Here is a 20675-nt window from a genome sequence, read left to right as displayed (position 1 = left end):
CCTGGGCGACCAGAAATCGCTCTTGAGACGATAGCTTAAGCATCTTCATATCGCGCGGATCGTTTCGATCCGTCGGGGAGATGCTCCAGGAAAGCGAGAGAGCAACAATGCTGCAGCCAAAGCGAACAAAGTTCCGCAAGCAGCACAAGGGCCGCATCCACGGCACAGCCAAGGGCGGAACCGATCTGAATTTCGGCGCCTACGGCCTGAAGGCCGTCGAGCCGGAGCGCATCACCGCGCGCCAGATCGAGGCGGCCCGTCGTGCGATCACCCGTCACATGAAGCGTGCCGGGCGTGTGTGGATCCGCATCTTCCCGGACGTGCCGGTGTCGTCGAAGCCGACCGAAGTGCGCATGGGTAAGGGTAAGGGCGCTCCGGAATATTGGGCCGCCCGCGTCAAGCCGGGCCGCGTGATGTTCGAGATTGACGGTGTCGCGGAGCCGATTGCGCGTGAAGCGCTGCGTCTCGGTGCGGCGAAGCTGCCGATCAAGTGCCGGTTCGTCCAGCGCATCGCCGAGTGAGCGGAACACAGGAGTGAATGCCATGAAGGCGAGTGACGTGCGGCAGCTGAGCGCCGACCAGCTTCGCGAAGAGCTGGAGAAGCTGAAGAAAGAGCAGTTCAACCTGCGCTTCCAGAAGGCGACCGGCCAGCTAGAGAACACGGCGCGCGTGCGGCAGATCCGCCGCGATATCGCGCGTATCCAGACAACGGCCAGCGCGCAGCGCGCGGCCGAGAAAAAGTAGGAGGCGAAGATGCCAAAGCGAGTCCTTCAGGGCATCGTCGTCAGCGACAAGAACGACAAGACGGTCGTGGTCAAGGTGGAGCGCCGCTTTACCCATCCGTTGCTGAAGAAGGTCGTTCGCCGCTCGAAGAAGTACCAGGCGCACGATGCGGCGAATGCCTGCAAGGTCGGTGACACCATCCTGATTCAGGAATGCGCTCCGATTTCGAAGAACAAGCGGTGGGAAGTCGTCCAGGGGACGGCAGAAGCTTCCGCCAACTGATACGACTACTCATGCATCCGGACCCCTTGTTTAAGGGGCCGACAGAAGAACAAGGCGGCCAGTCATGATTCAGATGCAAACTAACCTGGACGTGGCGGATAATTCCGGCGCGCGTCGCGTTATGTGCATCAAGGTGCTTGGCGGCTCGAAGCGCAAGTATGCCGGCGTCGGCGACATCATTGTCGTCTCCGTCAAGGAAGCCATCCCCCGGGGGAAGGTGAAAAAAGGCGACGTCATGAAGGCAGTCGTCGTGCGCACGGCGCGGGATATCCGCCGCGCCGACGGGTCCGTCATTCGCTTCGACCGCAACGCAGCAGTGTTGATCAACAACAACAAGGAGCCGGTCGGGACACGTATCTTCGGCCCGGTGCCCCGTGAGCTGCGTGCGAAGAATCACATGAAGATTATTTCGCTTGCACCGGAGGTGCTCTAATGGCCGCGAAGATCAAGAAGGGCGACACGGTCATCGTCCGCACCGGCCGTGACAAGGGCAAGACCGGCGAGGTCATCTCGGTCAACCCGACGGAAGGTCGTGTCCTCGTGCGCGGCGTGAACGTCGCCCGCCGTCACCAGCGCCAGACCGCGCAGGATGAAGGCGGCATCATCGCCAAGGAACTTCCGATCCACGTTTCCAACGTGGCGCTCGCCGACCCCAAGGACGGCAAGCCCACCAGGGTCGGGTTCAAGACCACGGATGACGGCCGCAAGGTCCGGATTGCCAAGCGTTCGGGAGACCTGATCGATGGCTGACACCAAGTACGAACCGCGGCTCAAGACGCACTACGACGAAGTCGTTCGTGCAAAGCTGCAGGAAAAGTTCGCCTACGCGAACCCGATGCAGGTTCCCTCGCTCGACAAGATCGTCCTGAACATGGGCATTGGCGAAGCGGTTGCGGACAGCAAGAAGGCGCAGATCGCGGCCAACGACCTGGCGAAGATCGCCGGTCAGAAGCCGGTGGTCACCATGGCGCGCAAGTCGATCGCGACCTTCAAGGTGCGTGAAGGCATGCCGCTGGGTGCCAAGGTTACCCTGCGACGCGCGCAGATGTACGAATTCCTGGATCGCCTGGTCACAGTCGCGCTGCCGCGCGTTCGTGACTTCCGCGGCCTCAGCCCGAAGAGCTTCGATGGGCGCGGCAACTACGCGATGGGCATCAAGGAGCACATCATTTTCCCCGAAATCAACTACGACGAAGTTGATCAGATCTGGGGCATGGATGTGATCGTGTGCACCACGGCGAAGACGGATGACGAAGCGCGCGAACTGCTGCGCGGCTTCAACTTCCCGTTCCGCCAGTAGTTGAGCGATCGGACGAGGACATAGGACACGATGGCCAAGAAGAGCGCGATCGAGAAGAACAACCGGCGTGCGGCGCTGGTTAAGAAGTTTGCCGGCAAGCGTGCCCGGCTGAAGGCGATTGCCCGCGATGAGTCGCTGTCGCTTGAGGAGCGGTTCGCTGCCCGGCTGAAGCTGGCGGAGCTGCCGCGCAACTCCTCCAAGACGCGGCTTCGCAACCGCTGCGAGGTCACCGGGCGTCCGCGCGGTGTCTACCGCAAACTGAAGATGTCGCGTATTGCGCTGCGCGAACTTGGGTCCCAGGGAAAGATCCCGGGCCTGGTCAAGTCGAGCTGGTAAGGAGAGCCCAATGGCGATCACGGATCCCTTGGGGGATATGTTGACCCGCATCCGCAATGCGCAGATGCGGCGCAAGACCAAGGTCAGCACTCCGGCCTCGCGGCTGCGCGGTGGCGTGCTTGATGTGCTGGAGTCGGAAGGTTATATCCGCGGCTACAGCAAGGTGGAATTCGACGGCGGCAAGGCGGAGTTCGAGATCGAACTCAAGTACTATGACGGCGAACCGGTGATCCGCGAAATCTCGCGTATCTCGAAGCCGGGCCGTCGCGTCTATTCGTCTGTCAAGAACATCCCGCGGGTCAATAATGGCCTCGGCGTGTCGATCCTCTCCACGCCCAAGGGTGTGATGAGCGATCATCAGGCACGGGACGAGAATGTTGGCGGCGAGGTGCTCTGCCGCGTCTTCTAAGACGCGCCGAGCCCCGCTGAGGTTAAGCGAATTCGAACCGGACAGGTTGGTTTCATGTCTCGTATTGGCAAAAAGGCTGTCCCCGTACCGAACGGTGTGACCGCGACGATTGACGGACAGAAGGTCGAAGTTAAAGGCCCGAAGGGTCAACTCGATTTTGTCCTCAATGAGTTCGTCGTCGCCGAGATGACGGACGACGGTATCAAGGTCGACCCGCGCGACGATAGTAACGAAGCGCGGGCGATGTGGGGCATGTCCCGCACGATGGTTCAGAACCTCGTGACAGGTGTTGCCTCGGGGTTTGAGAAGAAGCTGGAAATTTCCGGCGTCGGCTATCGCGCCCAGCTGCAGGGCAAGAACCTGCAGCTTGCGCTGGGCTTCTCGCACGATGTGGTCTACGAAGTTCCCGAAGGGATCAACGTGGTCTGTCCCAAGCCGACGGAAATCGTCGTGACGGGCATCGACAAGCAGAAGGTCGGCCAGGTAGCGGCCGAGATTCGCGAATACCGGCCGCCGGAGCCCTACAAGGGCAAGGGTGTGCGCTATGCGGGCGAATTCATCGTTCGCAAAGAAGGCAAGAAGAAGTAACGGGGCGCTGCCATGGCGAAGACCAAGAATACTTTCGAGCGTCGCCGCGATCGCGTCCGCCGTTCGATCAAGACGGTGGCGAACGGGCGTCTGCGCCTGTCCGTTTTCCGTTCGTCGAAGAATATCTACGCCCAGATCATCGACGATGCGAAGGGCCACACAGTGGCCGCCGCTTCGTCCCTGGACAAGGATCTGCGCGAGGGTCTGAAGACCGGTGCGGATACCTCGGCCGCCAGCGCGGTCGGCAAGCTGATTGCCGAGCGGGCGACCAAGGCAGGCGTCAAGAAGGTCGTGTTCGACCGTGGCGGCTACATCTATCACGGGCGTGTTAAGGCGCTCGCCGATGCCGCTCGTGAAGGCGGTCTTGAATTCTGAGCGGCGCTTGATCAGGCGCGCAGACACGGAACTGAATTATGGCTAGAGACAACCGCGATCGGGATCGCGACGACCGCGACAGCGAATTCGTCGACAAGCTGGTCCACATCAACCGCGTGGCGAAAGTGGTCAAGGGTGGCCGCCGCTTCGGCTTCGCCGCACTCGTCGTCGTCGGCGATCAGAAGGGCCGGGTGGGCTTCGGTCACGGCAAGGCGCGTGAAGTGCCGGAAGCGATCCGCAAGGCGACCGAACTCGCCAAGCGCGGCCTCGTCCGGGTGCCGCTGCGCGAAGGGCGCACGCTGCATCATGATGTGGCTGGCCGTCACGGCGCAGGCAAGGTCATCCTCCGCGCGGCCCCTCCGGGCACGGGCATCATCGCAGGCGGCCCGATGCGTGCCGTCTTCGAAACGCTCGGCGTGCAGGACGTGGTCGCCAAGTCGCTGGGCTCCTCGAACCCCTACAACATGGTTCGTGCCACTTTCGATGCGCTGAAGCGCGAAGACAGCCCCCGCTCCGTGGCCGCGCGCCGCGGGATGAAGGTGTCGACGCTGCAGGCGCGCCGTCGTGATCTCGATGATGCCGGCGCGGCCGGCGCCGAGGGTTGACGCCGGCTACCGGCGCCCCCAGTTGAACAAGGGTTATTCCCATGGCGAAGAGCGAAAAGACCGTCACGGTCGAGCAGACCGGCAGCCCCATTCGGCGCCCCGGTGATCAGCGTGCAGCGCTGGTCGGTCTCGGCCTCAACAAGATGCACCGTCGGAGTACCCTTGAGGATACACCCGCAGTGCGCGGCATGATCCGGAAGGTCCAGCACCTTGTACGCGTCGTCGAAGACGCGTAAACGGGGGCGGGGAGAAAGATAAGATGAAACTCAACGATCTGCGCGACAACCCGGGCGCAACCCCGGCAAAGACCCGCGTCGGCCGCGGTATCGGCTCTGGCAAGGGCAAGACCGGCGGTCGCGGCGTGAAGGGCCAGAAGTCCCGTTCCGGCGTCGCCATCAAGGGCTTCGAAGGCGGTCAGATGCCGTTGCATCGTCGCCTGCCGAAGCGTGGCTTCACGAACATTTTCGCCAAGGACCTCAACATCGTGAGCCTCGGCCGCGTTCAGACCGCGATCGACGCGGGCCTGCTCGATGCCAAGCAGACGGTGACGGTCGAGACGCTGAAGGCCGCGGGCATTCTTCGCCGGGTCAAGGACGGCGTCCGGCTGCTGAGCGATGGCGAGCTGAAGGCTGCGGTCACCTTCGAGATCGCGGGCGCGTCGCGCTCGGCGATCGAGGCGGTGGAGAAGGCCGGTGGCAAGGTCAATGTCATCGCGCCGAAGACGCCGGCCGGCGAGGCCAAGGCCGAATAGGTCATGCCTGTGGCATGACGGCACGAGAAACGGGGTCCGGCCACTGGCCGGGCCTGTGCGTTTGTGGCGGAATGGCTTCATTTCGCCCCATATCGATCCCGAAGGGCACGGCGCGTTCGCGCTGCCGGCCGGGGATCTTGAAGAGCAGCCTGTCGATCCGACCGCGGCGGTATGATCGATAGGTAGTCGCTCCAGATTTTTTGCTGGGGCATATTCGGTCGGGGCCTGATCGATTCGAGCCGGCCCGAATATGCGTCTGGATAACGATCGGATGGTTCGCCGCGCCGCGCTTCGCGGCTCCCGGGCATGTTCCGAGCGGATCGAAACGACCAGGTTGCGGGATTATGCTTCGGGAGAGACCCGAAGCCGGTTCCTGTCGATCGGGCCGGGTCGGTCTGATCGGAAAGGCTCAAGGCGGTGGCCGGTCCGGCATCAAGGGCTTGACCGGAGTGCGGCATGGCGTCTGCGGCTGAACAACTCGCGTCTAATCTCAATTTTTCGGCCTTCTCGAAGGCGACCGAACTCAAGAAGCGCATCTGGTTCACGGTGGGTGCGCTGCTCGTGTATCGGCTGGGCACCTATATCCCGATGCCCGGGATCAACCCGGAAGCGCTGGCCCAGGTCTTCTCCCAGCAGCAGAGCGGCATCATCGGCCTGTTCAACATGTTCTCCGGCGGTGCCGTCGGACGCATGGCGATCTTCGCGCTGGGCATCATGCCCTACATCTCCGCCTCCATCATCATCCAGCTCATGACGACGGTCGTGCCGTCGCTGGAGCAGCTGAAGAAGGAAGGCGAGTCAGGGCGCAAGGTCATCAACCAGTGGACGCGGTACATCACCGTGGTTCTGGCGGCGCTTCAGGCCTACGGCATCTCTGTGGGGCTTGAGGGACAGTCGAACCTGGTGCTCGATCCGGGCATGTTCTTCCGGATTTCCACGGTGATCACGCTGACCGGCGGCACAATGTTCCTGATGTGGCTGGGCGAGCAGATCACCTCGCGCGGCATCGGCAACGGCATCTCGCTGATCATTTTCTCCGGCATCGTTGCGGGCCTGCCCAGGGCGATCGGCGGAACGCTGGAACTCGGCCGTCAGGGCGCGATCTCGACGGTCGTCATCCTCGGCATCATCGTGGTTGCGGTCGTCGTCATCGCGGTCATCGTCTACATGGAGCGTGCCCAGCGCCGGCTGCTGATCCAGTATCCCAAGCGCCAGCAGGGCAACCGCATGTTCGAGGGCAACACCTCGTTCCTGCCGCTGAAGCTCAACACGGCGGGCGTCATCCCGCCGATCTTCGCCTCCTCGCTGCTGCTTGTGCCGGCTACGGTCGCGAATTTCGCGTCGAACTCCGGATCGGAGTGGCTGACGACGGTGACGGCGCTGCTCGGCCACGGCCAGCCGCTCTACATGCTGCTCTACGCGGCGATGATCATCTTCTTCGCCTTCTTCTACACCGCGATCGTGTTCAATCCGACAGATACGGCGGACAACCTGAAGAAGCACGGCGGCTTCATTCCCGGCATCCGGCCGGGCGAACGCACCGCGCAGTACATCGACTACGTCCTGACCCGCATCACCGTGCTCGGGGCGATCTATCTGGTTCTCGTCTGCCTCTTGCCCGAATTTCTAATTTCCGCGACCGGCGTTCCGTTCTATTTCGGTGGTACGTCTCTGCTGATCGTTGTCAGTGTCACGATGGACACGGTTTCGCAGATACAGGGTCATCTGCTGGCGCACCAGTACGAGGGCTTGGTCAAGAAGTCGAAACTTAGGGGTAAACGCCGATGAAACTCATCCTCTTGGGGCCTCCGGGTGCCGGTAAGGGCACGCAGGCCGAACGTCTGGTCAAGAAGCATGGCATCGTCCAGCTTTCCACCGGCGACATGCTGCGCGCAGCCGTCAAGGCCGCGACGCCGGTCGGTCTCAAGGCGAAGGAAGTTATGGATCGCGGCGAACTCGTTTCCGACGACATCATGGTCGGGATCATCGAGGATCGCACCGGCGAGGCGGACTGCGTCAACGGCTACATCCTGGACGGGTTCCCGCGCACGATCGCGCAGGCCGAAGCCCTGGAAGAGCTGATGGCCAGGCACGGCACGGCGCTCGACGCCGTGATCGAGCTTCGCGTCGACGACGAGATCCTGGCGGAGCGAATCGAAACCCGTGCCCGCGAGACGGGCGGGGCGCGCGCCGACGACAATATCGAGACGTTACGCAAGCGGCTGGAGGTCTATCACGCCCAGACCGCGCCGCTCGTGTCGTTCTATTCCGAGCGTGGCATGCTCAAGTCGGTCGACGGAATGCAGTCGATCGACAAGGTTGCGGCGGAGATCGATGCTCTCCTTCACGAGAGTGCGACCGCCTGAACGGGTGATGACGGCAACGTGACGGTTGCGTCTCGCTGCCAAATCCAGTAATACCCGGCGCAAATCGCGAAAATCATGCGGTCGGCGCCGGTTCAACGAGAATCGGTCGGAACTTGTCGTGTCCGCGACCCGCGATCGATTAGCGACAACAGACCGACAGACGATGGGCCCCGCAGATGCGCGGGCCGAAAAGGAGAAATAAGCGTGGCCCGTATTGCTGGCGTCAACATCCCGACGAACAAGCGCGTCCTGATCGCGCTGCAGTACATTCACGGCATCGGCGCCGGGAAGGCGAAAGAGATCATCAAGAAGGTGAACATCTCGCCCGAGCGTCGCGTGAACGAGCTGTCCGATGCCGAGGTTATCCAGATCCGTGAAGCCATCGACCACGACTATGTGGTGGAAGGCGATCTTCGTCGCGAAGTCGCGATGAACATCAAGCGGCTGATGGACCTTGGCTGCTACCGCGGCCTGCGTCACCGCCGCGGTCTGCCGGTGCGCGGTCAGCGCACCCACACCAATGCCCGCACCCGCAAGGGTCCGGCCAAGGCGATCGCCGGCAAGAAGAAGTAAGCCGGAAGGATCGGCCTGCCGCCTCGTTCCAGGGGTACAGGTGAGATCTAGCATACATGCCGGAAAGGCCGTGTTCCAAAGGAGCGCGGCTTTTGCGGCATCCGGTGGAGCCGCCGGGAATACGGCGGCGTAGAGATCGATTGAAAGGTACAGGAATGGCGAAGGAAACGACACGCGTACGCCGCCGCGAGCGCAAGAACATCACCTCCGGCGTTGCACACGTGAACTCCACGTTCAACAACACGCTGATCACCATCACCGACGCGCAGGGCAACACCATTTCCTGGTCGTCCGCCGGCACGATGGGTTTCAAGGGCTCGCGCAAGTCCACGCCGTATGCGGCGCAGATGGCAGCGGAAGACGCGGCCAAGAAGGCAGCCGAGCACGGCATGCGCACGCTTGAGGTCGAGGTTCGCGGCCCGGGTTCGGGACGCGAGTCCGCACTGCGCGCGCTGCAGGCCGCCGGGTTCACGATCACCTCGATCCGCGATGTGACGCCGATCCCGCACAATGGCTGCCGCCCGCCGAAGCGTCGCCGCGTCTAGCAGCGCCTCCTTCGTCCGCCGGGCGCGGGGAGCACCGCTTCCCCGCCTGTGAGTTTCCTCTCTTTAGGCAAGGTATTGCCGGACTTCGTGAGCCGGCGGGAAAGCCGAAAGGGTTTTTGACGTGACAATTCAGAAAAACTGGCAAGAGCTGATCAAGCCGACCAAGCTCGACATCCGGCCCGGTGATGATCCGCGCCGCGTGGCGACGGTCGTGGCCGAGCCGCTGGAGCGTGGCTTCGGTCTGACGCTTGGCAACGCATTGCGCCGGGTGCTGCTGTCCTCCCTGCAGGGCGCGGCCGTGACGGCCGTGCAGATCGACGGCGTTCTGCACGAGTTCTCGTCCATTCCGGGCGTGCGCGAGGATGTGACCGACATCATCCTCAACATCAAGGAAGTCGCCCTGCGCATGCAGGGCGAGGGCCCCAAGCGCATGGTTCTGCGCAAGCAGGGTCCGGGCACCGTGACGGCCGGCGACATCCAGACCGTGGGCGACATCGAGGTTCTCAACCCCGAACACGTGCTTTGCACGCTGGACGAGGGCACCGAGATCCGCATGGAGTTCACCGTCGACACCGGCAAGGGCTATGTTGCTGCCGACCGCAACCGCCCCGAGGACGCGCCGATCGGCCTTATCGCCGTCGACAGCCTCTATTCCCCGGTGCGCAAGGTCTCCTACAAGGTCGAGAACACCCGTGAGGGCCAGGTTCTCGATTACGACAAGGTGACCCTGACGGTTGAGACCGACGGCTCCATCAAGCCGGAGGACGCGGTCGCGTTCGCCGCGCGCATTCTTCAGGACCAGCTCTCCATCTTCGTGACGTTCGAAGAGCCGGAGAAGGTGGTCACCGAGGAAGCCGTTCCGGAGCTGGCGTTCAACCCGGCACTGCTGAAGAAGGTCGACGAGCTGGAGCTTTCGGTGCGTTCGGCCAACTGCCTGAAGAACGACAACATCGTCTACATCGGCGATCTCATCCAGAAGACCGAAGCGGAGATGCTTCGCACGCCGAACTTCGGCCGCAAGTCTCTGAACGAGATCAAGGAAGTTCTGGCGCAGATGGGCCTGCACCTCGGTATGGAAGTGCCGAACTGGCCGCCGGAGAACATCGAAGAACTCGCCAAGCGCTATGAAGAACATCACTATTGATGGACGTTAAGCGCTTCCAGATCGTTTATCGCGCGGCGGTTTGTGGCCGCCAAGGAAGTCAAGAAGGAGAGGGCCATGCGCCACGGTAAAGCCGGCCGCAAGCTCAACCGCACCGCGAGCCACCGCAAGGCGATGTTCGCCAACATGGCGGCCTCGTTGATCAAGCACGAGCAGATCGTCACCACCCTGCCCAAGGCCAAGGAGCTGAAGCCCATCGTGGACAAGCTCGTGACGCTCGGCAAGCGCGGCGACCTGCACGCTCGCCGTCAGGCGATCTCGCAGATCCGCGACGTCGAGACCGTCGGCAAGCTGTTCGACAAGCTCGGCGACCGCTACAAGGAACGCCAGGGTGGCTACACCCGCGTGCTCAAGGCGGGTTTCCGCTATGGCGATGGCGCACCGATGGCGGTGATCGAGCTCGTTGATCGCGATCCCGCGGCGAAGGGGGCGGAAGATCGCGCCCGCGCCGAGGCCGAAGAGGTCGAGACCGAGGGCGCCGCGGCCTGATTGGCCCGGTTCACCGGTTCTGTCTCCGGCGTGCATGCGCCGGATGAGAATTGCGAAAATAGCGAAAAAGGCGGCCTCCGGGCCGCCTTTTTTGTTGTTCGGCCGCACGCGTGGCGTACTCGATTGCGCGCCGAAAGGCGTCGTCGGGGGCGAAGGATTGAGATTCCGCCGGGGCGACGATGCGCGCCGGTTCTCCCGCTCTCCTAGAGATGTCCGTACAGGTGAAAGAAGAATATGAGCGAAGCATGCCGCCAATTCTTAAATAAACCAAACATCCGTTCGATTGCGCGTTTTAACTTAGGTAATTTTTAGGAAGTCGGTGTGACGATCAGCCCCACACTTTTGGGCACTTAGCGTTTCTGGGGGAAGATAGATGGCCGGTGAGGTCGAAACTGAAGGGAAGTCCGGGGCATCGAGGTTCGGGTTCATGGCGCGGCTTGCAACGCGCCTGCCGCTCATTGTCAGCGGCCTGGCCCTGGTCTCTTGCACCACGGTCGGTGTGCTCGGATATCTGAACGGCCGGGAAGGCCTCGTCAACGCGGCGGAAAGCGAACTGCGCATCCTGGCGCATGCGCGTTCCGAAGCGCTGTCCATCAAGCTCGCCGGCGCGCGCTCCGACCTCAACAACCTGGTTTCCAGCGCCAACGCCTCGATTGTCCTCAACGAGATGAACGAGGCGCTGACCACGCTTGATCAGGACCGGGCCGAGCTCGACGCCTACTATCGCTCCTCCGATGATCCGGCCAAGCGGGCGGAACTGACGGGCGACAAGAACAAGACGATGTATTCCTGGCGCCATACCGGCGTCCACGGGACCTTTCTGGCCACCTGGAAGCAGGCGGGCTACGGCGATATCTACGTGCTCAACATGGATGGGCGGGTGATCTATTCGGTCACCAAGTCGGCCGACTTCCTGGAGACGGTGGGCTCGCCGGCGATCGCGGGCAGCGGCCTGCAGCAGGCTTTTGAAGCGGCCAAGGGGCTGAAGCAGGGTGAGCAGACCCTGGTCGACTTCTCCCGGTACGCGCCTGTGGGGGGAACGTCGTCGATGTTCATCGCCCAGCCGGTCTACCTTTCCGATTACAACGAAACGGCGCTCAAGGGCGTCATGGTGCTGCGCGTCGATGTCAACCTGCTCGACAGCGTGCTCGCCAGCCGCGAATCGCTGGGGGAGACGGGGCAGTCCTTCCTGGTCGGTTCCGATGGCGAGGTGCGGTCCAACAAGCCGCTGTCAGCCAAGCCGACCGCTCTCGCGGAGACGTTGGACAGCCCTGTCGTTCTGGATGCCGCCCGCGGCACCGAAAATTTCGGACTTGTCGAGAACGGCGACGGCAGTGGCGAGTTCGTGGCGGCGGTTCCGTTGTCCTTCATGGGGGCGAAGTGGGCGGTTGTCGCCGAACGCAGCCAGGAAGAGACGCTGGCGCCGGTTGCCGAGATGCGTGACTCGATGATCTACGGCACGCTCATCGTGCTCGCGATCGTCACCGTCATCGGCACGTTGTTCTCGACGTCGATCACCAGGGCGCTCGGCAATCTCGTCTCCGCGCTTCGCAAGATAGCCGATGGCGAACTCGATACCGAGATCAGGGCCGCCAAGCGTGGCGACGAGATCGGCCAGATCGGCCGGGCCGTGCTGCGCATCCAGCAAAACGCCGTGCGCGAACAGGAGCGCAAGGCGGCGGAGGATGCGCGCGAACAGGAGGTCCAGGCCCAGCAGCGGCGCGAGTTCGTCGAAGCGCTCGCCTCCGACTTCGAGGCTTCGGTGGGCGAAGTCGTCCAGCGGGTCTTCTCCGCCTCCAACGAGCTGCGCCAGTCGGCTGAAAGCATGGCAAGTGTGGCGGGGACGGCGGGCGACCGTTCGGAGAGCGTGTCGCGGGCGTCCAATGCCGCGCGCGAGGAGGTTCAGACCATCGCGGGGGCTTCCGACGAGCTGTTCAAGTCGATCCAGGAAATCTCGTCGCTGATCTCACGCTCCTCCTCCATCGCCCACATGGCGAACGAACGTGCCTCGACGACGGACGAGACCGTGCGCTCGCTGGCGGAAGCCGCCGATCGCATCGGCGAGGTCATCCGTCTGATTTCCGATATCGCCGACCAGACCAATCTTCTGGCGCTGAATGCCACCATCGAGGCGGCGCGTGCGGGGGAGGCCGGCAAGGGATTTGCCGTCGTCGCATCGGAAGTGAAGGAACTGGCCGGTCAGACCGCCAAGGCCACCGGCGAGATCGGCCAGCAGATCGACGCGATCCGCTCCGCCACCAAGGACGCGGTGGAGGCGATTTCCGAGATCCGCACGACGATCGGCGAGATCTCCGAATCGGTTGGTTCCGTGGCCTCCGCCGTGGAGGAGCAGAGCGCGGCGACGCAGGGCATCGTCGACAACACCCAGCGCGCCGCCGACGGCACCACGTCGATGTCGAACGATATCGAGGAAGTGCGTCAGGCCGCCCAGCATACCGGCTCGGCCGCCGAGCAGGTGGTGGGAGCCGCCGGCCACCTCACCGAGCAGGCGCGCTCGCTCGACAAGCAGGTTCGCGACTTCCTGGATCAGATCCGCGCGGCCTGAACAGGTTCCCGGAACTCAACGAACGAAACAAGGGGCGGTGCCGAAGGGCATCGCCCTTTTTCTATTACGCGGCCGGGGCAGGGCTCACAGCCCCGAGGCCGCGAAGGTGGCGCTCACCCAGTCGAGAAAGACACGCAGCCGCGGCGCGAACTGTCGGCCGCGCGGGTAGAGCGCGGAGAGCGGCATCGGCAGGGGGCGGTGAGCGGGTAATACCTCCACCAGCCGGCCGGCGGCGATATCGTCGGCGAAGCGGTAGCGCGGCGCCTGGGCGAGGCCGAAGCCCAGCAGCGCCAGTTCGCCGGCCGTGTCGGAGTTGTTGGCGCTGACGCGGGCCTTGAGCTGCACCTCGATCACGCGTTCTCCGTCCGTGAATTCCAGCGGCATCACTTCGCCGGTGCGCGAGGACAGGAAGCCCACGACCTGGTGCCCGTCGAGGTCGTCCAGCCGTGCCGGCGTGCCGAAACGGTCCAGATAGGCCGGACTTGCGACCGTGATCTCGACGAGCCGGCCCAGCGGGCGGATCAGCAGGTCGCTGTCGGCCGGCTCGCCAGCGCGGATCGCGCAATCGATGCCCTCGCGCACCAGATCGACCAACCGGTCGCTCTGGCCGAACTGGATGTCGAGCCTGGGATAACGCAGCGTGAAGGCGGGCAGTCGTGGCAGCAGGAAGGTGCGGGTCAGCAGCGGGGAGGCATCGATGCGCAGCCGTCCGCGCGGGTCGGCGTCGCGCAGCACGGCTTCCGCGTCCTCCATGTCGGCGAGGATGGCCACGCAGCGTGCGTAAAAGGCATGCCCGTCCGGTGTGGAGGAAACATGTCGTGTGGTGCGCTCCAGAAGGCGGGCGCCCAGCCGCGTCTCCAGCCGGCGCACCGCTTCCGTCGCGGTGGAGCGGGAAAGGCCGAGGTCGGCGGCCGCGGCGGTGAAGCTGCCGCGTTCCACCACGCGTACGAACAGGCGCAGGGCGTCGAGATGATCCATGGCGCTATTGTTCGCCTGATCCGAACAGTGTTGGCAAGTGGTGCCCGATTATTTTGTGTGCGCGGCGGCCTATCTGTGGTGTCGAAAAGGAGTTCCCATGCCCGACACCCGTAGCACTATCCCTTCAATCACCGCGCGCTCCGCGATCGTCACCGGCTCCTCGCGCGGCATCGGCGCGGCCATTGCGCGCCGGCTCGCGGCCGACGGTTTCGCCGTCACCGTCAATTACGCGAATGCCCGCGAGGCGGCCGAGGACGTTGTCGCCCGGATCGAGGCTGCCGGCGGGCGCGCCATCGCGGTCCAGGCCGACATGGCGGACCCGGGCGCCATGTCGGCGCTGTTCGATGCGAGCGAGGGCGCCTTCGGTACGGTCGACCTTCTCGTCAACAATGCGGGCATCATGACGCTCGCGCCAATCGCGGAAGTTGATGACGCGGACTTCGAACGCCAGGTGGCGACCAATCTCGGCGGCGTCTTTCGCGGCATGCGCGAGGCCGCGCGCCGGCTTTGCGACGGTGGGCGCATCGTCAGCTTCTCCTCGTCCGTTGTTGGTCTCTATCAGCCCGGCTACGGCGTCTATGCCGCGACCAAGGCCGGTGTGGAGGCTCTGACGCATGTGCTTGCCAAGGAACTCGGCGCGCGCGGCATCACCGTCAACACGGTCGCGCCGGGGCCCGTCGCCACCGAGCTCTTCCTCCATGGCAAGCCGAACGAACTCGTCGAGCGTATCGCCGGGACGATCCCGCTCGGCCGTCTCGGCGAGGTGGAGGATATCGCCCGCGTCGTCTCTTTTCTGGCCGGCCCCGATGCGGGCTGGATCAACGGCCAGATCCTGCGTGCCAATGGCGGCGTGATCTGACCGGTCTCGCCCTTCGTTTCTCTCGTTTGCAGAAAGAGGTTTCCCCGATGCCCTTCGTCAACATCAAGACCCCTGAAGGCGCACTCTCGCGCGCCCAGAAGGAGGAGATCGCCCACCGCACGACCGACATGCTGGTGGAGTATTTTTCCGAAGATGCCCGCGCGCACACGATGGTGCTGATCGAGGAGGTGAAGGACGGCGGATATGCCCGCGCCGACGAGGTCTTCACGATCCCCGATGCCTACCGCGCAGGGGAATAAGCGCGGGCCGGCGAGCTGCGCGCGGTGGGCAAGGGATCAAACCTCCCTTGCGCCGCAACAGGCTCGCCGGCCGCATCTTTCGTGACTACTTCGCCGCTTCCAGCTTGTCCTGGGTCTTCGTCTCGAAGTCGGAGGCCGCGTGGCGCTCGTGCAACTGGCCGGCCGGATCGCCATAGGTGCGGTTGACCATGCGGCCGCGCGTCACCGCCGGGCGTGTCAGGATCTCATCGGCCCAGCGCAGCACGTGTCTGTAGCTCTCCGCGTCGATGAACTCGCCGGCCTCATACAGCCAGCCCTTCACCAGCCCGCCATACCACGGGAAGATCGCGATATCGGCGATGGTGTAGTCATCGCCCGCGATGTACCGGCTTGTCGCCAGCCGGCGGTCGAGAACGTCGAGCTGACGCTTGGTTTCCATGGTGAAGCGGTTGATCGGGTATTCGTACTTCTCCGGGGCATAGGCATAGAAATGCCCAAAACCGCCGCCGACATAGGGCGCGCTGCCCATCTGCCAGAACAGCCAGGAAAGACATTCCGCCCGCTTCGCCACATCGTTCACGGGAACGAAGGCGCCGAACTTCTCCGCCAGATAGAGCAGGATCGCACCCGATTCGAACACGCGGACCGGGGTGTCGCCGCTGTGGTCCATCAGTGCCGGGATCTTGGAGTTGGGGTTCGCGTCGACGAAGCCGGAGCCGAACTGGTCACCATCGCCGATCCTGATCAGCCAGGCGTCGTATTCCGCGCCCGCGTGTCCGGCCGCCAGCAGCTCCTCCAGCAGGATGGTGACCTTCTGGCCGTTGGGGGTGGCCAGAGAATAGAGCTGCAAGGGGTGCTCTCCGACGGGCAACTCCTTGTCGTGGGTCGGGCCGGCGATGGGGCGGTTGATGGACGCGAACTTGCCGCCGCTTTCGCTCTCCCAGGTCCAGACCTTGGGGGGCGTGTAGGAGGAGGTGTCGGTCATGTGAGCGGTGCTCCGGTCGTCTTCGCAAGGGAAGGGTGAGGGTGTCAGGCGGGCGGGCGTGCCGCCCGTGTCCCGCGTAGAAATGCAACTGTGGCGTCGCTTGGCAAGGCCCTGCGTGCTCACGAGGTCGGGAGATCCGCTAAAAAATGTGGGTTATCCGGGCATGCCCTTGATCTTCGGCACGTCTTCCAGATGGTCGTCCCACTGGGCGCGGCTTGCCGTGCAGATGTGGGCCTCGGGGCGAATGTCGATCGCGGTTTCCAGGCTCCCCGCCGGCACGACAAGCAGAGCGCCGTTCATCTGCACGCGGGGGAGGGAAGAGCCGCAATCGGCGCAGAAGGCCCGCATGTGGCGGCTGTCCGGCACCTTGTAGGTGCGGACCTTGTCCTCGCCCGACAGCCAGTCGATCTTCGCCATCGTGGAAAACAGGTTGGCGGCGTGCGCGGAGCCGGAGCCCTTTCGGCAGCGCTCGCAGTGACACAGGAAAAATCGCTGGAAGCTGCCGGTGATCTCGAAGCGGACCGCGCCGCACAGGCAGCCACCTTCGTATGTCTTGCTCTGCATGGTTTCCTCCCTGACATGTCGCGATGATCTTGACCGCGATTGCGCCCACGCGCCAGCCGTTACGCTCGCTTGCCAGTCGCATCGGTTCACGCTAAAGAATGGGTAGACCGGTCTATCTAATTTAGGACTCACGACGAGGCCGCGAAACGGCGACCGGCGCTCTCATCCCCGGCACCGTCCGCAACGAAGCGCGCGGGACAGTCTTCGGACACGGGATTGGCGATAAGGAACACGAGCCGCATGCGGGAAAGCGGAAAGACCAGGGCGGGAAGCGCGCGCGAGAAGCTGCTGCAGGCGGCCGCCGTGCTCTTCTACAATGACGGTATCGCCGCCACGGGGATCGATGCGATCACGCATCGCGCGGGCGTCGCCAAGCAGAGCCTCTACAACAATTTCGCCTCCAAGGCCGAGCTGGTCGCCGCCTATATCGATGTGCGGCACGGCGAATGGCTGGACTTCTACGCCGCGCGCGAGGCAGCCACCGGGAGCCCGAAAGAAGGGATCCTCGCCGTTTTCGATGCCTACGAGGATCACGCCGAATTCGCCTATGAGCGGGGTTTTCGCGGCTGCGGGCTGTTGAATGCGGCGGCCGAACTGACAGTTGACGATCAGGGCCGCGCGGCGGTGCGCCGCCACAAGGAGGAGGTGGATGCGATCCTGACGCGCCACCTCGCGGTGCTGTTGCCCGATGCGCCGGAACGGGTGGCCGCGCTTTGCGAGCATCTCGCCTTTCTGGTGGAAGGGGCGATGGCGCGGGCCGGGCTTGAGGGCAATGGCGCGCGGGTGCGCCACGCCCGCAAGATCGCCGCCGACATGCTGGCCGCGCTATGACGGCTCCCACGTCGCACAGAACGGCGGTGCGTGGCGCGCAACCCGATCCCGCCGGCGTCGGCTTCTGCCTCTTCGCGGCGATCGCCTGGGGAACGACGGGAACCGCCGCGACCTTCGCGCCCGGCGTTCCGGCGGTTGCCATCGGCGCGGCGGCGATGGGTATCGGCGGGCTGTTGCAGGCCCTGCTCGCCCTGTCCGGCATGCGTGCGCACCGCTCCGGGCTGTGGCGCAACCGGGCGAACATGCTGGCCGGCGGCATCGCCGTCGCGATCTATCCGCTCGCCTTCTATGCCTCCATGCGGCTTGCCGGGGTGACTATCGGCACGGTGATCTCGCTGGGCTCGGCGCCGCTCATCTCCGCGCTGATCGAGAACCGGCTGGAGGGAAGCCGCCTGACGCCGCGCTGGAGCGTCGGTGCCGCGATCGGCCTTGCGGGCATGGCGCTGCTCTCGCTGGGCGAGGGTGGGCATGCGGCGGGCAATGGTGTCGCGGGGAGGGATGTCGCGCTCGGCGGGCTTCTCGGTCTTGTGGCGGGCGGAACCTACGCGCTTTACTCCTGGACCGCGCGGCGGATGATGCACGATGGCCTTTCCTCGCGCGTCGCCATGGGGGCGACGTTCGGGGTTGGCGGCATCCTGCTGATGCCGGTGCTGATCGCCACCGGTGCGCCGTTTCTCGACGCTCCCGGCAATCTTGCAGTCGGGCTCTATATGGCGCTGGTGCCGATGTTTTTCGGCTACATCGCCTTCGGGCAGGGGCTTTCGCGGGTCTCGGCCAGTCTGGCGACCACCATTACGCTGTTCGAGCCGGTCGTCGCAGCCGTGCTTGCGGTCGTCATCGTCGGCGAGCGTCTGCCCGCGCGCGGCTGGCTCGGCGTCGCGCTGATCGTGGTCTGCCTGATCTGGACAACAGCCCCCTTGCCGAGGCGACGACGGCTGGCGGTGTAGGAAAGGCAGGCTGATCGGAAAGGTCGACGATCAGGCTGAGGGACTGCTCTCTATCTCCGCTCCCATGGGAGCGGGGGCGGATACGGCCACTTCCTCTAAAGTCGGGACGGGGCGGGCGCTGGACCTCACTCGAAAACAAGGCGATGGCGCGCAATCGTCCGCCCATCCTCACCTGTGATTCCTGCGCAGAACCGGGATATCGAGCAGCATGCGCCAAGGGAAGACGCAGGAACTGCGAAGCGGTACTTTGCACCGCATCTCGTCCGGGATGACACTGGAGAGAGTGGGCGAGGCACCGCTGAAGAACCCTCCCTCATCTCCCTTGAACCTTAAATTTCCTTCACATTCCGCCTCAGCCATACCCTGCCGCATTTTCATCGCATATCGTTGGCCTGACATAATCTGAAGACCAGCGCCCCGGTTTCGTGGGCGCGGAACGAGACAATCGGGATCATCGACAATGCCGAAAGCCACGACACGAACGCTTCGGCGCGTGAGCGCCGCCTTTTCCCTCATCCTTTCCCTTGCCGTTCTCGCGCCATTCTCGCTTCCCGCCCATGCCGAGAGCGCGGTTCCCCAGTCCGCGGTTCCCCAGTCCGCCACGCAGATCAAGCTCTCCTTCGCGCCGATCGTGAAGGAAGCCGCGCCGGCGGTGGTCAATGTCTATGCGCGCCGCGTCGTGTCCCAGCGCCAGGTCTCGCCGTTCTTCAACGATCCGTTCTTCCGCCGCTTCTTCGGTGATCAGGGCGGCTTCGGCGCGCCGCGCCAGCGGGTGGAGCGTTCGCTCGGTTCCGGCGTGATCATCTCCGCCGACGGCATCATCATCACCAATCACCACGTCATCAAGGATGCCGACGAGGTGCGCGTGGCGCTGTCCGACCGGCGCGAGTTCGATTGCGACATCGTGCTCGATGACGAGCGCACCGATCTCGCCGTTCTCAAGATCAAGGACGGGACCGGCAACTTCCCGCACCTCGCCTTCGGCGACAGCGATAAGCTCGAGGTCGGCGATATCGTGCTGGCCATCGGCAATCCCTTCGGCGTCGGCCAGACGGTGACGCAGGGCATCGTCTCCGCCGTTGCGCGCACCCATGTGGGCGTGTCCGACTACCAGTTCTTCATCCAGACCGACGCCTCCATCAACCCGGGCAATTCCGGCGGCGCGCTGGTCGACATGTCGGGTCATCTGGTGGGCATCAATTCCGCGATCTATTCGCGCTCGGGCGGGTCCAACGGCATCGGGTTCGCCATCCCCGTCAACATGGTGAAGCTTATCGCGGATGCGGCCAAACATGGCGGCAAGGTGCGCCGGCCGTGGATTGGCGCGTCGATGCAGGGCGTGACCGCCGACATCGCGGAAGGCATGGGGCTTGATCGGCCGCGCGGCGTGCTGGTCACCCGCATCTCCAAGGGTTCGCCCGCCGCAAAGGCGGGGCTGAAGGTGGGCGATCTGGTGCTGGCCGTCGACGGTACGCAGGTGGGGGACCCCAACGCCTTCGGCTATCGCCTCGCCACCAAGAAGCTCGGCGGCACCGCCGATCTCGACGTGCTCTCGGACGGGCGCGAGCATCAGCTTTCCATCGCGCTTGAAGCCGCACCCGAAACCGTGCCGCGCGATACCCGCGAGATCGGCGGTCGCTCGCCGTTCACCGGCGCGACGGTGGAAAATCTCTCGCCGGCGGTGGCGGAGGAACTGTCGCTGCAGGGCGAGGATAGCGGCGTGGTCGTGAAGTCCGTCACGCGCGGCTCTCCGGCGGACAGGGTCGGCCTGCAGACGGGCGACATCATCCTCACGGTCAACCAGGAGGACGTGAAGACGACGAAGGGGCTGGTCTCCATTGCCGGTTCCGATCCCTATATCTGGCGCGTGGAGGTCTCGCGAAGCGGCCGTACGCTCAGGTTCGCGGTGCGCGGGTAGGGGCAGACGCGCGATTGTCATTCCCGCGATGACCCGCATCCCTGCCCCCTCCCTTCAATGGGGAGGGTGCAGGGGGGCGGTCAACTCCAGCACCCACTTGCCCCCTTGAGGGGCGGGTGGCCAGGTGGGGTGGGAGAGGTCTCGGCCCCGCCATTCGCGCCAACGCGCAAGACGTGTCGCCGCAATGTTCGCGCCCAGTGAACGCCCCGAGTGACCCCCGTCGTCGCGTGCTCCTGCCCGATCCCCCATTGTCCGCATGCCCCCTTGGCGCCTATATCCTTGGG

Annotated in this window: 28 protein-coding genes; 25 read left to right on the top strand and 3 right to left on the bottom strand. The window is 64.3% G+C overall.

The window, feature by feature from the left end; translation table 11 throughout:
* Positions 1–107: 107 nt before the first annotated feature.
* The 20 genes from rplP to C8N35_RS09300 all read left to right on the top strand — a co-directional run bounded on the left by rplP (position 108) and on the right by C8N35_RS09300 (position 13070).
* On the top strand, positions 108–521 hold the full coding sequence (rplP, locus tag C8N35_RS09395; protein ID WP_107989421.1) for a 50S ribosomal protein L16: 414 nt from the start codon (positions 108–110) through the stop codon (positions 519–521).
* A gap of 22 nt (positions 522–543) precedes the next feature.
* The gene (gene rpmC / locus C8N35_RS09390) at positions 544–744 is read left to right on the top strand and encodes a 50S ribosomal protein L29 (protein ID WP_107989420.1); all 201 of its coding nucleotides are present in this window, start codon (positions 544–546) and stop codon (positions 742–744) included.
* Positions 745–753: 9 nt separating this feature from the next.
* Positions 754–1005, top strand: coding sequence for a 30S ribosomal protein S17 (gene rpsQ, locus C8N35_RS09385; protein ID WP_107989419.1), 252 nt, complete (start codon positions 754–756; stop codon positions 1003–1005).
* 64 nt (positions 1006–1069) lie between these two features.
* Positions 1070–1438: a 50S ribosomal protein L14 gene (rplN, locus tag C8N35_RS09380; protein WP_107989418.1), complete on the top strand. Its 369-nt coding sequence runs from the start codon at positions 1070–1072 to the stop codon at positions 1436–1438.
* On the top strand, positions 1438–1755 hold the full coding sequence (rplX, locus tag C8N35_RS09375) for a 50S ribosomal protein L24 (protein ID WP_107989417.1): 318 nt from the start codon (positions 1438–1440) through the stop codon (positions 1753–1755). The genes rplN and rplX overlap by 1 nt, the downstream gene beginning before the upstream one ends.
* Positions 1748–2305, top strand: a complete 558-nt coding sequence (gene rplE / locus C8N35_RS09370; RefSeq protein WP_107989416.1) for a 50S ribosomal protein L5 — start codon at positions 1748–1750, stop codon at positions 2303–2305. The genes rplX and rplE overlap by 8 nt, the downstream gene beginning before the upstream one ends.
* 30 nt (positions 2306–2335) lie before the next feature.
* Entirely contained in the window at positions 2336–2641 is a 306-nt protein-coding gene (rpsN, locus tag C8N35_RS09365) for a 30S ribosomal protein S14 (protein ID WP_107989415.1), read from the top strand.
* 10 nt (positions 2642–2651) lie between these two features.
* Positions 2652–3050, top strand: coding sequence for a 30S ribosomal protein S8 (rpsH, locus tag C8N35_RS09360; protein WP_107989414.1), 399 nt, complete (start codon positions 2652–2654; stop codon positions 3048–3050).
* Positions 3051–3104: 54 nt separating this feature from the next.
* Positions 3105–3638, top strand: coding sequence for a 50S ribosomal protein L6 (gene rplF / locus C8N35_RS09355; protein ID WP_107989413.1), 534 nt, complete (start codon positions 3105–3107; stop codon positions 3636–3638).
* 12 nt (positions 3639–3650) lie between these two features.
* Positions 3651–4013, top strand: a complete 363-nt coding sequence (gene rplR / locus C8N35_RS09350; RefSeq protein WP_107989412.1) for a 50S ribosomal protein L18 — start codon at positions 3651–3653, stop codon at positions 4011–4013.
* 38 nt (positions 4014–4051) lie between these two features.
* Positions 4052–4618 carry a 30S ribosomal protein S5 gene (gene rpsE / locus C8N35_RS09345; protein ID WP_107989411.1) on the top strand — a complete coding sequence of 189 codons (567 nt, stop codon included), beginning with the start codon at positions 4052–4054 and terminating at the stop codon, positions 4616–4618.
* Positions 4619–4659: 41 nt separating this feature from the next.
* Complete coding sequence (gene rpmD, locus C8N35_RS09340; RefSeq protein WP_107989410.1) at positions 4660–4854, top strand: 50S ribosomal protein L30; 195 nt, start codon at positions 4660–4662, stop codon at positions 4852–4854.
* A 23-nt stretch (positions 4855–4877) separates the two neighbouring features.
* A complete protein-coding gene (gene rplO / locus C8N35_RS09335) occupies positions 4878–5369 on the top strand; it encodes a 50S ribosomal protein L15 (RefSeq protein WP_107989409.1) in 492 nt (163 codons plus the stop codon).
* Positions 5370–5825: 456 nt separating this feature from the next.
* Positions 5826–7157 carry a preprotein translocase subunit SecY gene (secY, locus tag C8N35_RS09330; RefSeq protein WP_107989408.1) on the top strand — a complete coding sequence of 444 codons (1332 nt, stop codon included), beginning with the start codon at positions 5826–5828 and terminating at the stop codon, positions 7155–7157.
* Complete coding sequence (locus tag C8N35_RS09325; protein WP_107989407.1) at positions 7154–7735, top strand: adenylate kinase; 582 nt, start codon at positions 7154–7156, stop codon at positions 7733–7735. The genes secY and C8N35_RS09325 overlap by 4 nt, the downstream gene beginning before the upstream one ends.
* A 204-nt stretch (positions 7736–7939) precedes the next feature.
* Positions 7940–8308, top strand: a complete 369-nt coding sequence (rpsM, locus tag C8N35_RS09320) for a 30S ribosomal protein S13 (protein ID WP_107989406.1) — start codon at positions 7940–7942, stop codon at positions 8306–8308.
* A gap of 155 nt (positions 8309–8463) precedes the next feature.
* Entirely contained in the window at positions 8464–8853 is a 390-nt protein-coding gene (rpsK, locus tag C8N35_RS09315; protein WP_107989405.1) for a 30S ribosomal protein S11, read from the top strand.
* A gap of 121 nt (positions 8854–8974) precedes the next feature.
* The gene (locus C8N35_RS09310; RefSeq protein ID WP_107989404.1) at positions 8975–9997 is read left to right on the top strand and encodes a DNA-directed RNA polymerase subunit alpha; all 1023 of its coding nucleotides are present in this window, start codon (positions 8975–8977) and stop codon (positions 9995–9997) included.
* A gap of 75 nt (positions 9998–10072) precedes the next feature.
* The gene (rplQ, locus tag C8N35_RS09305; RefSeq protein WP_107989403.1) at positions 10073–10504 is read left to right on the top strand and encodes a 50S ribosomal protein L17; all 432 of its coding nucleotides are present in this window, start codon (positions 10073–10075) and stop codon (positions 10502–10504) included.
* A gap of 427 nt (positions 10505–10931) precedes the next feature.
* Entirely contained in the window at positions 10932–13070 is a 2139-nt protein-coding gene (locus tag C8N35_RS09300) for a methyl-accepting chemotaxis protein (protein ID WP_107989651.1), read from the top strand.
* An 84-nt stretch (positions 13071–13154) separates the two neighbouring features.
* Here C8N35_RS09300 and C8N35_RS09295 read toward each other — a convergent pair whose 3' ends face one another.
* Positions 13155–14048, bottom strand: a complete 894-nt coding sequence (locus C8N35_RS09295; protein ID WP_107989402.1) for a LysR family transcriptional regulator — start codon at positions 14046–14048, stop codon at positions 13155–13157.
* Between the two features lie 97 nt (positions 14049–14145).
* Between C8N35_RS09295 and C8N35_RS09290 the strand changes: the two genes are divergently transcribed.
* Together C8N35_RS09290 and C8N35_RS09285 are read left to right on the top strand one after the other, a co-directional pair.
* Complete coding sequence (locus C8N35_RS09290) at positions 14146–14907, top strand: SDR family oxidoreductase (RefSeq protein ID WP_107989401.1); 762 nt, start codon at positions 14146–14148, stop codon at positions 14905–14907.
* 47 nt (positions 14908–14954) lie between these two features.
* Positions 14955–15167, top strand: coding sequence for a tautomerase family protein (locus tag C8N35_RS09285; RefSeq protein ID WP_107989400.1), 213 nt, complete (start codon positions 14955–14957; stop codon positions 15165–15167).
* A gap of 85 nt (positions 15168–15252) precedes the next feature.
* On the opposite strand, the gene yghU is transcribed toward C8N35_RS09285, so the two are convergent.
* Both yghU and C8N35_RS09275 read right to left on the bottom strand, forming a co-directional pair.
* Entirely contained in the window at positions 15253–16131 is an 879-nt protein-coding gene (yghU, locus tag C8N35_RS09280; protein WP_107989399.1) for a glutathione-dependent disulfide-bond oxidoreductase, read from the bottom strand.
* A gap of 153 nt (positions 16132–16284) precedes the next feature.
* Complete coding sequence (locus tag C8N35_RS09275) at positions 16285–16695, bottom strand: GFA family protein (protein ID WP_107989398.1); 411 nt, start codon at positions 16693–16695, stop codon at positions 16285–16287.
* Positions 16696–16935: 240 nt separating this feature from the next.
* On the opposite strand from C8N35_RS09275, the gene C8N35_RS09270 reads away from it, so the two are divergent.
* From C8N35_RS09270 to C8N35_RS09255, 3 genes are all read left to right on the top strand, one after another.
* Complete coding sequence (locus C8N35_RS09270) at positions 16936–17526, top strand: TetR/AcrR family transcriptional regulator (protein WP_107989397.1); 591 nt, start codon at positions 16936–16938, stop codon at positions 17524–17526.
* Positions 17523–18473, top strand: a complete 951-nt coding sequence (locus C8N35_RS09265) for a DMT family transporter (protein WP_107989396.1) — start codon at positions 17523–17525, stop codon at positions 18471–18473. The genes C8N35_RS09270 and C8N35_RS09265 overlap by 4 nt, the downstream gene beginning before the upstream one ends.
* A 460-nt stretch (positions 18474–18933) precedes the next feature.
* The gene (locus C8N35_RS09255) at positions 18934–20391 is read left to right on the top strand and encodes a DegQ family serine endoprotease (protein ID WP_107989394.1); all 1458 of its coding nucleotides are present in this window, start codon (positions 18934–18936) and stop codon (positions 20389–20391) included.
* The last annotated feature ends 284 nt before the right edge of the window (positions 20392–20675 follow it).

It is taken from the genome of Breoghania corrubedonensis, assembly GCF_003053845.1.
In the GTDB taxonomy this organism is placed as follows: Bacteria; Pseudomonadota; Alphaproteobacteria; order Rhizobiales; family Stappiaceae; genus Breoghania; species Breoghania corrubedonensis.
Note: the sequence above shows the minus strand (reverse complement) of the source record. Positions and strands in the feature narration are given on the sequence as shown.

What these genes read in the sequence shown, in the direction of transcription:
- rplP (WP_107989421.1), top strand. Translation starts at nt 108, where the DNA reads ATGCTGCAGCCAAAGCGAACAAAGTTCCGCAAGCAGCACAAGGGCCGC.
- rpmC (WP_107989420.1), top strand. Translation starts at nt 544, where the DNA reads ATGAAGGCGAGTGACGTGCGGCAGCTGAGCGCCGACCAGCTTCGCGAA.
- rpsQ (WP_107989419.1), top strand. Translation starts at nt 754, where the DNA reads ATGCCAAAGCGAGTCCTTCAGGGCATCGTCGTCAGCGACAAGAACGAC.
- rplN (WP_107989418.1), top strand. Translation starts at nt 1,070, where the DNA reads ATGATTCAGATGCAAACTAACCTGGACGTGGCGGATAATTCCGGCGCG.
- rplX (WP_107989417.1), top strand. Translation starts at nt 1,438, where the DNA reads ATGGCCGCGAAGATCAAGAAGGGCGACACGGTCATCGTCCGCACCGGC.
- rplE (WP_107989416.1), top strand. Translation starts at nt 1,748, where the DNA reads ATGGCTGACACCAAGTACGAACCGCGGCTCAAGACGCACTACGACGAA.
- rpsN (WP_107989415.1), top strand. Translation starts at nt 2,336, where the DNA reads ATGGCCAAGAAGAGCGCGATCGAGAAGAACAACCGGCGTGCGGCGCTG.
- rpsH (WP_107989414.1), top strand. Translation starts at nt 2,652, where the DNA reads ATGGCGATCACGGATCCCTTGGGGGATATGTTGACCCGCATCCGCAAT.
- rplF (WP_107989413.1), top strand. Translation starts at nt 3,105, where the DNA reads ATGTCTCGTATTGGCAAAAAGGCTGTCCCCGTACCGAACGGTGTGACC.
- rplR (WP_107989412.1), top strand. Translation starts at nt 3,651, where the DNA reads ATGGCGAAGACCAAGAATACTTTCGAGCGTCGCCGCGATCGCGTCCGC.
- rpsE (WP_107989411.1), top strand. Translation starts at nt 4,052, where the DNA reads ATGGCTAGAGACAACCGCGATCGGGATCGCGACGACCGCGACAGCGAA.
- rpmD (WP_107989410.1), top strand. Translation starts at nt 4,660, where the DNA reads ATGGCGAAGAGCGAAAAGACCGTCACGGTCGAGCAGACCGGCAGCCCC.
- rplO (WP_107989409.1), top strand. Translation starts at nt 4,878, where the DNA reads ATGAAACTCAACGATCTGCGCGACAACCCGGGCGCAACCCCGGCAAAG.
- secY (WP_107989408.1), top strand. Translation starts at nt 5,826, where the DNA reads ATGGCGTCTGCGGCTGAACAACTCGCGTCTAATCTCAATTTTTCGGCC.
- C8N35_RS09325 (WP_107989407.1), top strand. Translation starts at nt 7,154, where the DNA reads ATGAAACTCATCCTCTTGGGGCCTCCGGGTGCCGGTAAGGGCACGCAG.
- rpsK (WP_107989405.1), top strand. Translation starts at nt 8,464, where the DNA reads ATGGCGAAGGAAACGACACGCGTACGCCGCCGCGAGCGCAAGAACATC.
- rplQ (WP_107989403.1), top strand. Translation starts at nt 10,073, where the DNA reads ATGCGCCACGGTAAAGCCGGCCGCAAGCTCAACCGCACCGCGAGCCAC.
- C8N35_RS09300 (WP_107989651.1), top strand. Translation starts at nt 10,932, where the DNA reads ATGGCGCGGCTTGCAACGCGCCTGCCGCTCATTGTCAGCGGCCTGGCC.
- C8N35_RS09295 (WP_107989402.1), bottom strand. Translation starts at nt 14,048, where the DNA reads ATGGATCATCTCGACGCCCTGCGCCTGTTCGTACGCGTGGTGGAACGC.
- C8N35_RS09290 (WP_107989401.1), top strand. Translation starts at nt 14,146, where the DNA reads ATGCCCGACACCCGTAGCACTATCCCTTCAATCACCGCGCGCTCCGCG.
- C8N35_RS09285 (WP_107989400.1), top strand. Translation starts at nt 14,955, where the DNA reads ATGCCCTTCGTCAACATCAAGACCCCTGAAGGCGCACTCTCGCGCGCC.
- yghU (WP_107989399.1), bottom strand. Translation starts at nt 16,131, where the DNA reads ATGACCGACACCTCCTCCTACACGCCCCCCAAGGTCTGGACCTGGGAG.
- C8N35_RS09275 (WP_107989398.1), bottom strand. Translation starts at nt 16,695, where the DNA reads ATGCAGAGCAAGACATACGAAGGTGGCTGCCTGTGCGGCGCGGTCCGC.
- C8N35_RS09270 (WP_107989397.1), top strand. Translation starts at nt 16,936, where the DNA reads ATGCGGGAAAGCGGAAAGACCAGGGCGGGAAGCGCGCGCGAGAAGCTG.
- C8N35_RS09265 (WP_107989396.1), top strand. Translation starts at nt 17,523, where the DNA reads ATGACGGCTCCCACGTCGCACAGAACGGCGGTGCGTGGCGCGCAACCC.
- C8N35_RS09255 (WP_107989394.1), top strand. Translation starts at nt 18,934, where the DNA reads ATGCCGAAAGCCACGACACGAACGCTTCGGCGCGTGAGCGCCGCCTTT.